The organism is Pedococcus sp. P5_B7 (assembly GCF_054049895.1).
On the sequence record NZ_JBFULM010000005.1, the window covers coordinates 1 to 13656 of the forward strand.

General features: G+C 70.0%; 15 protein-coding genes and 1 pseudogene. 8 read left to right on the forward strand and 8 right to left on the reverse strand.

All coding sequences use genetic code 11. The features are described 5' to 3' along the window. Positions 1-2: 2 nt before the first annotated feature. From ACXJKD_RS12255 to ACXJKD_RS12265, 3 genes and pseudogenes are all read left to right on the forward strand, one after another. Positions 3-74, forward strand: a pseudogene (locus ACXJKD_RS12255) (DUF7507 domain-containing protein); the annotation flags it as partial. A 66-nt stretch (positions 75-140) separates the two neighbouring features. Continuing rightward, complete coding sequence (locus tag ACXJKD_RS12260) at positions 141-983, forward strand: DUF7507 domain-containing protein (RefSeq protein ID WP_457255188.1); 843 nt, start codon at positions 141-143, stop codon at positions 981-983. A gap of 205 nt (positions 984-1188) precedes the next feature. Further along, positions 1189-1470, forward strand: coding sequence for a hypothetical protein (locus ACXJKD_RS12265; protein WP_457254863.1), 282 nt, complete (start codon positions 1189-1191; stop codon positions 1468-1470). 120 nt (positions 1471-1590) lie between these two features. Here the strand turns inward: ACXJKD_RS12265 and ACXJKD_RS12270 are convergent, their stop codons facing one another. The 6 genes from ACXJKD_RS12270 to ACXJKD_RS12295 form a co-directional block, all read right to left on the reverse strand. Next, the gene (locus ACXJKD_RS12270; protein WP_457254864.1) at positions 1591-2169 is read right to left on the reverse strand and encodes a hypothetical protein; all 579 of its coding nucleotides are present in this window, start codon (positions 2167-2169) and stop codon (positions 1591-1593) included. A gap of 4 nt (positions 2170-2173) precedes the next feature. Continuing rightward, positions 2174-3526 (reverse strand): glycosyltransferase family 2 protein, encoded by a 1353-nt coding sequence (locus ACXJKD_RS12275; protein ID WP_457254865.1) that lies wholly within the window; start codon positions 3524-3526, stop codon positions 2174-2176. After that, positions 3523-3705 (reverse strand): hypothetical protein, encoded by a 183-nt coding sequence (locus tag ACXJKD_RS12280; RefSeq protein ID WP_457254867.1) that lies wholly within the window; start codon positions 3703-3705, stop codon positions 3523-3525. Before ACXJKD_RS12280 ends, ACXJKD_RS12275 begins: the two co-directional genes overlap by 4 nt. Before the next feature lie 17 nt (positions 3706-3722). Next, entirely contained in the window at positions 3723-4826 is a 1104-nt protein-coding gene (wecB, locus tag ACXJKD_RS12285) for a non-hydrolyzing UDP-N-acetylglucosamine 2-epimerase (protein ID WP_457254868.1), read from the reverse strand. Between the two features lie 32 nt (positions 4827-4858). Next, positions 4859-6265: a GEVED domain-containing protein gene (locus ACXJKD_RS12290; protein WP_457254869.1), complete on the reverse strand. Its 1407-nt coding sequence runs from the start codon at positions 6263-6265 to the stop codon at positions 4859-4861. Positions 6266-6468: 203 nt separating this feature from the next. Beyond that, positions 6469-7098 (reverse strand): RNA polymerase sigma factor, encoded by a 630-nt coding sequence (locus tag ACXJKD_RS12295; RefSeq protein ID WP_457254871.1) that lies wholly within the window; start codon positions 7096-7098, stop codon positions 6469-6471. A gap of 262 nt (positions 7099-7360) precedes the next feature. On the opposite strand from ACXJKD_RS12295, the gene ACXJKD_RS12300 reads away from it, so the two are divergent. After that, positions 7361-8404, forward strand: coding sequence for a fatty acid desaturase family protein (locus ACXJKD_RS12300; RefSeq protein ID WP_457254872.1), 1044 nt, complete (start codon positions 7361-7363; stop codon positions 8402-8404). Here the strand turns inward: ACXJKD_RS12300 and ACXJKD_RS12305 are convergent. Beyond that, entirely contained in the window at positions 8388-9503 is a 1116-nt protein-coding gene (locus ACXJKD_RS12305; protein ID WP_457254874.1) for a DNA glycosylase AlkZ-like family protein, read from the reverse strand. The genes ACXJKD_RS12300 and ACXJKD_RS12305 overlap by 17 nt on opposite strands. A 10-nt stretch (positions 9504-9513) precedes the next feature. Beyond that, positions 9514-10242: a hypothetical protein gene (locus ACXJKD_RS12310; protein ID WP_457254875.1), complete on the reverse strand. Its 729-nt coding sequence runs from the start codon at positions 10240-10242 to the stop codon at positions 9514-9516. Between ACXJKD_RS12310 and ACXJKD_RS12315 the strand changes: the two genes are divergently transcribed. From ACXJKD_RS12315 to ACXJKD_RS12330, 4 genes are all read left to right on the forward strand, one after another. Further along, complete coding sequence (locus ACXJKD_RS12315; protein ID WP_457254876.1) at positions 10229-10495, forward strand: hypothetical protein; 267 nt, start codon at positions 10229-10231, stop codon at positions 10493-10495. The genes ACXJKD_RS12310 and ACXJKD_RS12315 overlap by 14 nt on opposite strands. Before the next feature lie 91 nt (positions 10496-10586). Further along, positions 10587-11885: a flavin-containing monooxygenase gene (locus tag ACXJKD_RS12320; protein ID WP_457254877.1), complete on the forward strand. Its 1299-nt coding sequence runs from the start codon at positions 10587-10589 to the stop codon at positions 11883-11885. Between the two features lie 12 nt (positions 11886-11897). Beyond that, positions 11898-12458: a DinB family protein gene (locus ACXJKD_RS12325; protein ID WP_457254878.1), complete on the forward strand. Its 561-nt coding sequence runs from the start codon at positions 11898-11900 to the stop codon at positions 12456-12458. 180 nt (positions 12459-12638) lie between these two features. After that, positions 12639-13655 carry a GTP pyrophosphokinase gene (locus ACXJKD_RS12330; protein ID WP_457254879.1) on the forward strand — a complete coding sequence of 339 codons (1017 nt, stop codon included), beginning with the start codon at positions 12639-12641 and terminating at the stop codon, positions 13653-13655. Position 13656 lies beyond the last annotated feature (1 nt).

A 13656-nucleotide genomic window follows, 5' to 3' on the forward strand; every position in this document is an offset into this window, starting at 1 on the left:
TGGTGACCCAGGCCGACGTGGACACCGGCGCGGTCCGCAACACCGCGACCGCGGCCGGGACCCCACCCACCGGCCCGCCGGTGGTCACCCCACCCTCGACCACCATCACCCCCACCCCCACCGGGTCGGGCCTGACCCTGGTGAAGTCCGCCACGATCAGCACCGACACCAACAACGACGGCCTGGCCGGCGTCGGTGACCAGGTCACGTTCTCCTTCACCGTGGCCAACACCGGCGACGTCACCCTGACCTCGGTCGGCGTGGCCGACCAGCTGGTCGCCCCGGCCGGCCCGGCCGTGACGGTCACCTGCCCGGGCACCACCCTGGCCCCGGGCGCCACCATGGTGTGTTCGAGCAGCCCGTATGTGGTGACCCAGGCTGATGTGGATGCGGGCGCGGTGCGGAACAGTGCGACCGCGTCCGGGACCCCGCCGACCGGCGGCCCGGTGACGACTCCGCCCTCGACGACCGTCACGACGGCTCCTGGGCCTGGGATCAGCATCGTGAAGTCTGCTGATCTCCGCGATCGGGATGGCGATCGCTTGGCCGACGCCGGCGAGCCGATCGTCTATCACTTCGCCGTGAAGAACATCGGGGCAACAACACTGCGTGCTGTGATGATCAACGATGACCGGCTGGTCAGGATGGGCCTCACAGTGACTTGCCCGGCCACCACCCTGGCCCCGGGCGCCACGATGGTGTGTACATCCTCGGCGTATGTGGTGACCCAGGCTGATGTGGACGCGGGCGCAGTGCTCAATGTGGCAACGGCCACGGCTACCAGCCCCGACGACACGGTCGTGACGTCGCCACCGTCGAGCACCAGAACGCCTACCGACCGAGGGCCTGTTCGGGACATCCTTGCCTTCACCGGCGCTAATGCGCCCCAGATCCTGCTGTACGCGATGCTGCTTCTGGGCCTGGGCGTGCTTCTGCTCATCGGACGACGAGCAATGGCTTCACCAATCCACGAGACGAAGTGAAAGAGAAATGATCGCGATGAGTACCACGACGGCCGGCACGCTTCCCCGACTGTTGACCAGGACAAGCACGAGCGTCGCAGTCTGCCTCATGGCTGCCGGTCTGGTGACGGGATGCACTGGCAGCGACGGTGGGTCAAGGACGACGACTCCCACCCCGACGGGCAGCACAATGACAGGGAAGGTTTCCGAGGGGACCGGAACAGTCGTGGGCGCCCGGAGGGAGCTCGAAGACTTCACGTGTTCGGCCGACTCCAAGGGTCAGTGGGCCGCCAAGGGCACCGTGACCAACACGGGCGACTCGAAGCAGCGCTACACCGTTCAGGTGCTGGTCGCGAACGCCAAGACGTCGACCGTCATCGGGAGCGCCGACAAGTCATTCGAGCTGGCACCGAAGAAGTCCACGGAGTTCACGCTTGCGAAGGTTGTCGTCTCCACCGCCAAGGGCCTCGCGTGCACGCCGGTGGTCACCAAGGAGCCGGCGAAGTAGTCGGTCTGGTGCCGGTCACGGATCGACCCGTCCTACTTCGGCCTCCAGCTCTCGTTCAGTCATGCAGGTCTCCTATTCATCAGAGACCCGGACTGTCAACAACCTCCGTCAGTTTTACAACTAGCTCCTGCGGTGTCGTCCGACGTGCGCGTCTCGTCGGGATCGGACTGGCCGGGATCGGACCGAGCGGGAGCCGGTGAGGATCCTGACGGAGAGCATGAGGGTGGCGGCGAAACCCATGATCGCGAAGATCGACCCCACGAGGTAGTGGCTGATCTCGAATCCCGGGTGGATGCCCCACGTGGAGGTTGCCCAGGCGATACCGCTGAGCCGCACGAGGTTGACCCCGGCCAGGACGACGGCGCCGATGGACGCTGCCGCCATCACCCGAGGGATCCGCACGGTGCTCTTTCCCGCGACGGCAGCCATGATCGTCAGGAACGGCGCGATGAGCACGGACGTGGAGCACCCGGGGGTGATCTGGAGACCGAGAGCGGAGCGCGTGCCCAAGCCGAAGGTGACGACATCCTGCGTGGCGGCCACTCCGCCGCCGGTCACCCACGCGACCAGGGGTTGGGCTGCCCAGGCCTCCACGGCACGGAACTGCCCGTTGGCAGCGACGATGACGACCACGACCGCGAGAAGCCCGAGTGCCGGTATCCAGCGCGTTGTTCGCGAGTCGCTCACGGTGGAGGACACGCCGTCACGCATCGACCGCCACCGGACCTGCCAGCACCGGCTCGGCGTTCCGGCGGGTCTTGGCCCACCCGGTTCGGCCAGTCACGAGGCGTCCGAAGGCGCGCGCCGTGGTCGGGTACGTGTAGGTGAGGAAGAGGGCGTACTCGAGCCCGAGCCACACCGCCCGGAGCCGGCCCATGCCCGGATCGGCGACGCGTCGGTACAGCGGTCCCCACACCGCGAAGGGCGCGATGCCCGTGACGGCCGTGAGGACGGCCAGGAACCAGTAGTCGGTGGCGAAGGTGAGCGGACCCGCTGGGTAGGTCAGGCACTTGACGGACAGCAGGATGTACATCGCCGGCCAGTAGAGCACTCCGAACAGCTGGGTCCAGGGGGCGACGAGGAAGTAGGCGGCCTCCAGGGCCCCGGCGGTGCTCAGGTGCCTGGACTGCAGGATCCGGCCGAGGTAGAGCCGGGAGCACTGCATCCCGCCCTGGGCCCAGCGGGCCCGTTGGGCGATCAGGCGGCGGCCGCTCTCGACGGCCTCCTGGTAGACCTCCGCGGAGAAGACGAACCTGTTCTTGTACCCAGCCAGGAGGATGTGCAGCCCCAACTCGTAGTCCTCGAGGAGCGCGCCATGCCACGGGGTGCCATCGCCATCCCGGAGGACGTCGAGGACGCTCAGCCGGCTGAACTGGCCGTTGCCCCCCAGCCCCACGGTGCCCGTCTTCTCCCGCAGCATCTGCATGGCGGAGATGGTGCCCACGAACTCGAGGTCCTGCATACGGACCAGGAAGCGGGCGAACCACCCGCCCAGCGCGGAGGAGGCGACACCATCACCCCGCGTGTGCCGGTTGGACATGCGCACCGAGATCTGGACCCCGCCGACGTCGGGGTCGCCGAAGACCCCAGGACCGGCAACCAGGTCCAGCACGTCGGGAGCCAGCGCCCCGTCGGCATCCACGACGCCGACGATGACCCTCGTCCTGTCGCTGTCGACGGGCAGCCAGGTGCTCAGTGCCGAGTAGGCCGCGTTGAGCGCGTCGCCCTTGCCCGTCCGGGCTTCGGGGCGACGTCGCTGCACGAGGTGGACCCGTGGGTCGGCGGACAGGGCGCGGACGATGCGTGCCGTGCTGTCCTCACTGTCGTCGTCGATCACCCAGACGTGGGCCGCGGGGAACTCGAGCAACCGACGGATCGTCGGCTCGATGACGGCCTCCTCGTCCCGGGCCGGGACGAAGACGTGCCACTGGTATGCGGTGGAGTCACCCGGGACGTCAGGGCCTCGCCGCAGATAGGGGAGGACGATGGTGGCGACATACCCGGTGAACACCACGACCGAGAACAGCGAGAGGCCTTGCAGGAGGGTCCCTATCACTGTCGCAGCCCGCGGCGCCGGTATCCGAGGAGGAGCAGGATGGCAGCTCCACCCAGCAGCAGGCTGAGTCCCAGCCCGATCGTCAGGGGCAGGCCGTCAGTGCCGGTCATGGCCAGGCTGCCGCCGGTGGAGGCCACGCCGAGTCCGGCGCCTGAGATCTTGATTCCGCTTCCGTACATGCTTTTCCGCTACTTCCTCATGCTGACGTGAGCGACGGCGCCAAGTGCGACGTCCCCTGCTGGGTGGAAAGGCGAATGACCTCGACGACCCGCTTCGCAGAGCCCGCATCCCCGAACGGGCTCGGCAGGCCGGCGAGGCGGTCGAGCCACCCGTCGAGGTCGCCCCACCGGGCCCGAACCGCCGCGCCGATGTCGGGCCCCGGCCGCACGAGGACGGCGAAGTCGGCGAGCGCCTCGGGTCGTTCGGTCGACCGCCTCACCACGACCAGCGGACGCTTGAGCACGGTGCACTCCTCCTGGACTCCGCCGGAGTCAGACACCAGGACCGCAGCGTGCGCGGCCAGGGCCAGGAACTGACGCGAGCCGACCGGCGCGATGACGCCGAGAGCGCCGAGCTCGCGCTCGGCGCCAGCCCGCCGCGCTGCCGCCTGCGTGCGCGGGTGCAGAGGCAGGACCACGCGGCAAGGCAGCTGCGCCAGCTCCGTGAGGATGGTGCGCAGCACTGCGGGGTCGTCCGTGTTCTCAGGTCGGTGGATGGTGGCCAACACGTACGAATTCGGTTGCAGTCCAAGGGTTTCGACGATCTCCAAGGTCTCCCGGGGTTCGCCCAGCTGGTCAATCACTGCCTCGACCACCGTGTTGCCCGTCAGGTGGATGCGATGGTCCGGGATCCCCTCGCGTCGCAGGTTGGCCACGTTGTCGGTGGTCGCAGCACACAACGCGTCCGCGAGGTGGTCCACCATCACCCGGTTGTGCTCCTCGGGCATCGCCCGGTCGTAGCTGCGCAATCCCGCCTCGACATGCACCAGAGGCACGGACAACGCGTTGGCCGTCAGGGCCCCGGCGAGGGTCGAGTTGGTGTCGCCCTGCACGACCACAGCCGACAGCTCGCGCCCCGCGAGGGCGCGGTCCAGGCCGAGCAGCATGACTGACAGCTGCTCGGCCCGGCCAAGGCCCCCTGCATCGAGGTGGACGTCCGGACTGTCCAGCCCGTGCTCGGCGAGGAACACCCCCGACATCGACTCGTCATAGTGCTGCCCCGTGTGCACGACCAGGGCGACGTCGCGCAGCTGGCGGATCACCGGGGCGAGCTTGATGATCTCGGGCCGCGTGCCCAGCACGACCGCGACGCTGCGCGGCGCCAACCCGGTCATCAGGCAGCGGCGCCGTGCTGCCGCCGGGACCGGCGCAGCGCCACGACCCCCAGGGCCCCGAGCGGAACCATCGCGAGGAGGACCCGCGGGTCAGCCACCGGGATCGGCTGCGAAGGGAGGACCTCGAACAGGTAGTCCTCGACCTCGCCGGCGTCCGACGCCCCGATCGGTGACTGCGTCGCTGCGGCGTCGTACCCGACCCTGAACCGCGCGTAGGTGTTGCCGGCCTCCAGGCCGGTGATTCCCGACCACGTCAGGTTCGCAGACGTGGCGCCGGCAGCGAAAGCAGCACAGGCCCGCTCGGCCGGGTTGTCGAACGTCCCGTTGTGGTTGAAGTCGATCCACCCGCAGACGGTGCCCGCCTTGCTGGCCCCGCTGAGGGCCACCGTGGTCGAGTACGCCGTGTTGCCCACCGTCAGGGGGCCCAGCACCACGCCGTCGTCGGCCTGGTCACCGTTGGCGGACGCACCCGCGTTCGGCGAGACCGAGCCGTTCGCGACGGTGGCGTTGTCCTCGGAGACGCCCGACCCCAGCCTGACGTCGGACAGCACCGCTCGTGCGGCGTTGCCCTCGTCGTACGACGACGGAGCGTCCCCGAAGTCCTCAGGGACCGTGAAGGTCATCACGAACCCGTCGGCATTGTGCTCCGGGTCGCTCAGGTCGTTGTTCGTGTACGCCGGGACCGCACTCGTCGTGCGCGTGAACACGGCGCTCACGGTGAACGTCACCGACGTCACCAAGCCGTTGAGCCGGACAGATCCGCAGGCAGCGGTGTCCTGCGCGTCATACTCGTCGACGGCGCCCGTGACCTGGGCGGTGGTGTTGCACTTGTAGCTCGTGCTGTGGTTGTCGGCCGTGATCGTGTTGCCGGACACGGCGAGGTTGCCGCCCGACAGATCCGTCATCATGACCCCCGCAGTCGTCAGGGTCAACACGTCATGCAGCTGCGACTGGCTCAGGGCGCTGGACCCGTCGTGGGTGAACACATCGCCGCCGATACCTGCCACGTTCAGGATCGGGTTCCGGACCGGCTGGCTGAAGGTGATGGTGATCGTGCCCAGCCCCGAGCAGGTGCCCACCGCGGGGCAGCTGTTCACGGCATCCGTGATCACCTCCACGCCCGGGGTCGTGGACGTGAGCCCTGCCGAGTAGTCGCCGGCCACGTAGCCGCGACTACCCAAGGTGACGTCGTTGGTCACCTGCGTGAGACCGGTGCTGGTCACGCTCGCGGTCAGCCCGGAACCGGGCATGGTGAGCGTGCCGGTCCCGCCACTGACCACCGCCGCAGCCGTGGGCACCTCAACGGCCTGGGCCGGTGCGCTGACGGCGACTCCCAGCGCCACGGCAGCCATCGCAGCGCCCACGGCGCCGACACGTACTCGTTGCTTGAACGTTCCAATTCGCATGCAGTGCTTCCCCTGGCTCGTGGTGACCGGTGGCCATCGACCGTGGTGATCGGTGGCCCCAACAGAACGTCGGAGGGTCCTGACCACGTGCTTCAGGCCTTCCGACATGGATCTAGAGTCGGGAGGCGGCGATCGGTGACGCGGCGGTCAGCCCGAACGCCTGCGGTGACCCGGACGAGACCGCAGCGCGTCCGGGACCGAAGTCAGTGGAGCGTGTCGGCTTCGGACAGGTCGTCGAGCGCTTTGCGCATGCCTTGTCGGGCGCGGCGGGCGACCTGGCGGGTCGCGTTGACGCTGACGCCGAGGTGGGCGGCCACCGAGGGGTAGGGCTCGTTCTCGACGTAGATCTTGCGCAGCACGACCTGCCACCGGTCCGGGAGGGTGGACAACGCCTCGTTCAGGCGGGTGTTGAACAGGCGCTCGAGAGTGGCCTCCTCGGGGCCGGGGTCGCGCTCCGCGATCCGGGCCGCCAGATCCGGGTTGGCGAGCGCCGCGTGCTCGATGTCTGACACCCAGCGCAGGGCTCGGTCCCTCTTCAACGCACTCAGGTGCAGGTTCAACACCACGGCGCGCAGGTACGCGGCGAACGCCTCCTGGGGCCCGCGCCCCATAGCCAGCTGCGCCCACGTGCGGGCGAACGCCTCGGCGACCAGGTCCTCGGCCTGGTGCTCGCGACCGGCCAGGCGACGCGCGTAGCGCCGCACCGAAAGCACGTGGCCGACATACAGCGCCGCGAACGCCGCCGGGTCGCCGGCGCGAGCCTCGTCCAGCAGCTGCGCGACAGCGACGGTGGGGGTGGCATCGTCTCCGGAGTGGACTGGCGGATCGGGCATGGGCTTCCCTTCGCCCTGCCTGCTGCCGCGACCAGTATCGCCCAGCGGCATCGACGTGTCACCACGCCTGCGGACTCTTCGAAGGGTTGACCACACCCTGTGAGGTGGTGAACCCGCCCACGACTTGGGCAGGCTGGCCGGACCAGACCGGCCGGTCCGGATCGGGCTCTCGCTGGCCCCGCTGCCAGTCGCGATCGCGAGTAGAGTCGAACCAGAAGGCTGCCCTGGACCCGGTGGCGCACCACCATTCCAGGAGTCTGGCATGAGCACCCTTCCCACTCCCGTCGGTCCTGCCTCGCTCGCCCCGCGGCCGCTCTACCCCGAAGTCGTGGGGGCGGTGCGTGCCGCCGGCCTCCTGGACCGACGCCTCGGCCCCTACCTGGTCCACTTCGCCGTCAACACCCTCGGTCTGCTGGTCGTGCTGGCCGCCCTGGTGGTGTGGCACGACTCGTGGTGGCTCATGCCGTGGGCCGTGGTGCTGGCGGTGGTGTCGGTGCAGATCGGCTTCCTCGGGCACGACATCGCCCACCGCCAGGTCTCCCGCCGGGCGAGGACGGCCGCCCTCCTCGGCCTGCTCCACGCGAACCTGTTGAGTGGGCTCAGCTACGGCTGGTGGGTCGACAAGCACAACGCCCACCACGCGCACCCCAACGACCTCGAGACCGACCCCGACGTCCGCGCGGGGGTGCTGATCTTCGACGTCAGCCAGGCACGCGAGCGACGCGGACTGGGCGCCATGGTCACGCGCCACCAGGCCTGGCTGTTCTTCCCGCTGCTGACGTTCGAGGCGGTGAACCTCTATCTCGCCGGCCTGCGGTCGCTGGCCCGGCCGGGTCTCCAGCACCGCTGGGCCGAGGTGGCGCTCATCGGCGTCCACACCGCGGCATACCTCTCGCTCGTGGTCACCACGATGACCTGGGCGCAGGGACTGGTCTTCGTCGCGATCCACCAGGGCGTGCGGGGGATCTACCTCGGGGTCTCGTTCGCGCCCAACCACAAGGGGATGCCGGTGCTGTCGAGGGCCGACGAGGCGGATCCGTTCCTGCGCCAGGTGCTGACCTCGCGCAACATCCGGGGCGGTCCCGTCGTCGACTGGGCGCTGGGCGGACTCAACTACCAGATCGAGCACCACCTCTTCCCGAGCATGCCGCGGGCGAACCTCCCGAGCGCCCAGCGCATCGTGCGTGCCGTGTGTGAGCTCCACGCGGTCCCCTACGTCGAGGCGTCAGCACGCTCCTCGTATGCCGACGTGTTGCGTCATCTCCACGCCGTCGGGGCCCCGCTCCGGGTCAGTGGGCGAGGCTGAGACCGAGCCAGTCGGCGAGGTCGGCGACCTCGTGGTCGACGGCCCTGCGTTGGGCCGTGGACCACGGTTCGTCCTCGTGCACCGCGGTCACCCGCAGCACCCCAGCCGCGAGGTCGGCGGTGGCGTCGAGCTTCCCGACCAACCGGTCGCCGTGCAGGATCGGCATGGCCCAGTAGCCCCATCGCCGCTTGGCGACCGGCTTGTACATCTCCAGCTGGTAGTCGTAGTCGAAGAGCTCGGTCATCCGCTTGCGGTCGAAGACCAGCCGGTCGAGGGGTGACAACAGCACGGTGCGACCGCGGAACGGCTCACCGAGGCGGTCGAGCTGGGTGGGGTCGACCCGCCACTCGCCCCGCAGGCCCTCGACGACGGCGACCTCTCCCACCGGCCCGACGTCGTGGGGTTCGCCGTAGCTCTCGACTGCCTTGGCCCTGGCCACCCCGAGCGCGGCCAGCCGACGACGGGCCCGTTCGGTCAGGGCTTCGTCGAGCGGGACCGCCGGCACCGCGTCGCCGTCGGGGTAGACCCTCGCAGCCAGGTCCCACTGCCGCTCGCGTCCCTCGCGGCTGGCGACGGCGACCTCGCCGCGCGCCTCCATGAAGTCGAGCATCCGCTGGGTGTTCTTGTTGTTGGTCCAGCCCGTCGACCGCCACGGGACGACGCACGAGTCCGGCAGCCGTCGCGCGGACAGGGGTGCCTCCGACTCGAGCTGGTCGAGGATGTCGAGGCGGCACTCGTCGTTCGCCGACACCCACTCGGCGAGGTCCATCTGCCAGTCGCGCAGCGGTTCCGCTCCCGGCCACGCCTGCATCTCTGCGCGGTACAGCGCGATGTCCTCCGCCGGCCGCAGGAAGCCCCTCAGCTCCACGACGACGCGTTGCTGGAACAGGTCGTCGAGGTCACCGAGCTCGTAGTCGCGACCCAGCCGGCTCCAGCAGACGAGGTCGGCGCTGGGCGCGACCGCCGCCGTGAGGTCGACCTGCACAGCGCCCAGGCGCCGCACCACGTCGAGCACGTCGGTCGGTCGCGGCTCGTCGAGGAGCTGGGCGCGGACCGCGATTCGTCGCGCATCGGCACGCGACAGCCGGAGCTCGCCCACGGGTGAACCGTCAGCCGCGGCCGGACTCGATGGCCAGCCGCCGGTCGAGGACCTTCGCGAGGTAGTTCATCTGCTCCACGTGGGCCGAGTCGCCGTCGGTCTGGCGCACCGCGGGGCCGACGGCGTCGGTGATGATCGCCACGGCATACCCGTCGACGATGCCCATCTGCCGCGTCACCGTGTCGGCGCGCAGCCAACCACCCTTGAACGGCCCGGCGCCGATCGTGCCCAGACCCCACCGGTGCGCCGCGATCGGCCGCATCGACGAGAGGATGTAGGCGCTGGCGGCCTTCGACACCACCCGTCCCGAGCTGAGCGCAGCCATGAACCGCACCTGCTCGCGGATGGTCCACTGCATCCCGCCCTGGGAGGCGTCAGGGGCGACGGTGCGGGTGTCGCCGATGGACCGCAGGACCGTGGTGATGGCGGCCCCCGGGCTGCCGGGGATGTCGTCGCGCAGGGCGATGACGGCGTTCATGTCGGAGGCGGTGAGGGCGGCCGTGACCCATCGCTTCTGCTGGGCGCTGGCGTTGGCCGGGTCGCCGTCACACGCGGTGTCGAGGAACGCGGCGACGACGAGCACCTTGGACGTCGACCAGGCCTTGTAGCTCGACACCGAGCCCTCGACCGTGACGTTGCCCGGGTTGCTCAGCGGGGCGAAGGCGAAGGCGTCGTCGGTGTCGCCCTCGAGGCTGGTGCGCGGCTTGGCGGCAGACGGCTTCGGGGTGGGCTCGGGCACGGGCTTCACCGGCTTCGACGCAGTTGATGGGCGCAGTGTTGGTGAACGCGGCGTCGTCGTGGTGGTGGTCGTGGTCGACGCCGCCGTGCTGCTGGTCGCCGCCGTGGTCGCGGACGTCGGGCTGGCGGCCCGAGGGGTCTGCGCCGCGCCTGCGCAGGCGCTCAGCGCGAGACAGGCTGTGGCCAACCAGACGGTATGCCGCATGGTCACCGAGGGTAACCCGCGCTCGCGTCCTCCCGCTTTCCGGAGATAATCGCGCGGTGCCCTACCTCGTGAAGCAGAGCCATCGGGCTCGACCCGTGCGAAGGCCGATCCCGCCGGACCCGAGACTGCCCCGCGCGTGCGTGATCGGTGCCGGATCCTCCGGTCTGGCCGCGGCGAAGGCGCTCTACACCGCACGAATCCCCTTCGACTGCTTCGAACGTGGCAGCGTGATCGGCGGCAACTGGGTCTACGACAACCCGAACGGACTGTCGGCCTGCTACGAGACGTTGGAGATCAACACCTCCGGCCCGCGGATGGCCTTCTCCGACTTCCCCATGCCGGACGACTACCCGCCCTACGCGCGCCACGACCAGGTCGCCGCCTACTTCAACGCCTATGTCGACCACTTCGGCTTCCGCGACCGGATCACCTTCCACACCACGGTGACCGACGTCGCGCGCGGACCCGGCGCCACCTGGCTGGTCACCACCAGCGGACCCGACGGAGACCACGTGCGGGAGTACGACGCCGTCCTGGTCGCGAACGGCCACCACTGGGACCCGCGCTGGCCCCACCCGCCCTACCCCGGGGTGTTCGACGGCGAGCAGATCCACGCGCACGACTACCGCTCGGGGGCACAGCTGGCCGGTCGGGACGTCGTCGTCGTGGGGTCGGGCAACTCGGCGCTCGACATCTCCGTCGAGGCCGGCAAGGTGGCCCGGTCGGCCAACCTGTCGCAGCGCCGGGGACAGTGGGTGCTGCGCAAGTTCGCGCTGGGTCGTCCGAGCGACCAGGTCGCGCTGCCCGGCTGGCTTCCCTGGTGGGCCACAGCGCTGCGGCTGCGGATCGGGGCGCTGCTGTCCGGCAACGTCGCGAAGCTCGGCCTGCCGCAGCCCCACCACAAGCCCGGTCAGTCCCATCCAGTGCAGTCCGAGGGGATCCGTGACGCCCTCCGCACCGGCCGGGTCACCCCGCGCCGGGCGATCGAGCGGCTCGACGGCGACCACATCGTCTTCGCTGACGGCAGCCGGGTGCCGGCCGACCTGATCGTCTGGGCGACCGGCTACCAGGTGAGCTTCCCGTTCCTCGACCCCGCGCTGGTGTCGGCCAAGGACAACGACCTGCCGCTGTGGAAGCGCACCATCCACCCTGACCTGCCCGGGCTCTTCTTCATCGGGCTGGTGCAACCCGTCGGCGCCGTCATGCCGCTGGCCCAGGCGCAGGGGGAGTGGGTCGCCCAGCTCCTCACCGGTCGCTACGCGCCACCGCCGGACTCCGAGGTCCGGCGTCAGATGCGCGCCGACCACGAGCGCAACAAGCGGCAGTTCTACTCCTCGGTGCGGCACACCATGGAGGTCGACTTCGACCACTACCTGTGGGACCTGCGTCGGGAGCTGCGGCGAGGGTTCGACCGGGCGAGGTCAGCGGCACGAGCCTGACAAGATCGACCCATGGCTTCCAAGGCGCAGCAGTACCCGGACATGTGGGTCGACCCCGCGGACGACCCTCGTGAGTCGGCGACCTCCACGGCGACCGACGAGCGCAGCGTGCTCCTGGAGTACCTCCAGCACTTCCGCCTCACCTTCGAGATGAAGTGCGACGGGCTGGACGCCGAGCAGATGGCGCGCCGGTCGGTCGAGCCGTCGACCATGTCGCTGCTGGGGCTCCTGCGCCACCTCGCCGCGGTCGAGCAGACCTGGTTCCGGATCACCATGGCGAACGAGGACGTGCCCCGGCTCTGGGGCAAGGACGAGGACCGCGACGCCGACTTCGACCAGGCCGTGGCTGACGACGCCGTCGTCGCCGAGGCGTGGGAGGCGTGGCGCCGCGAGGTGGCGTATGCCGTGGAGTTCGTCGAGCGCGCGGAGTCCCTCGAGCTGCTCAGCACCCACGCGACGCGTGGGCCGATCACGTTGCGGGAGCTGCTGGTCCACCTGATCGAGGAGTACGCCCGGCACTGCGGTCACGCCGACCTCATCCGCGAGCGCATCGACGGGCGCACGGGACAGTAGGTCCGCCGCGACCGTCGCGGTGGTGTTTCTCGACGCTATGCCGTGCCCCTCAGGGCGGGGCAAGGGCGGCCCACCCTGAGGGGCACGGCATAGCGTCCGCGCAGCGCCTCTCCGCCTCTGGCGAGGCGCGCCGCTGCCTGCATGGCGGAACGTACTCCCGGAAGCCATAGCCTGTGCAGCGTGAGCAACGAGGCCGCAGCACCCGAACCGACCACCGTGCACGACGCGGTGCAGCGGTATGCCGCGATGCAGCCGGACCTGCGCGTGCCCACCGAACAGTTCGTCTCGCTCGTCACCTCGCTGCTCGACGACGCGGGCATCAACTACGTCAGCGTCACCGGCCGCACCAAGTCGGTGGCCTCGTTCGCCGCCAAGGCGTCCCGGACCCTCGACGGCGAGCCGGTCTACTCCGACCCACTGACCGAGATCACCGACCAGCTCGGCGTGCGCGTGGTGACCTACCTGCACGGCGACGTCGACGCGGTGGCCGGCCTGCTCTCCGACCAGTTCAGCGTCCTCGACGACCGTGACATGGGTCGCGAGACGGCCCGGCAGGGCCGGTTCGGCTACTCCAGCCGCCACCTGCTCGTGGCGGTCGACCCCGTGAAGGGCGTGCCCGCGGCATACGAGACGTTGAAGGGCCGCAGCGCCTCGGTGCAGGTGCGCACGATCCTCCAGCACGCGTGGGCCGAGTTCGAGCACGACGTGCGCTACAAGGGGACCATCCCCGAGGAGCACGTGCCCGACCTCGACCGGCGGTTCACCCTGGCGGCGGGGTTGCTCGAGCTGGCCGACCGTGAGTTCTCCGAGATCCGCGACACCCTCCAGGCGACGATGCGTGGCCAGCGGCTCACGATCGACGAGGACGACCCCCGCATCAGCGCCTCCGACCTCGCGACGTTCCTCGCGGGGCAGTTCCAGGACGCGGGCTGGTCGCGCACCGACCACTACGCGTGGATCTCCGGACTGCTGCTCGAGCTCGGCATCACCTCGCTCGACGAGCTGGGCGGGTTGCTCTCGTCGATCGACCTCGAGGGCATCAACGCGCGGATGGGCTACCGCTACCCGGCCGGCGCGGTGCGTCGTCTCGACGACGCGCTGCTCGCGGTCTACGGATCGCGCTACCTCGCCCTGCACGGCAACGCGCACCGCGAGGCCGCCCTGCGAGCCAGGCTCGACAAGCTCCGCGCGGTCTGAG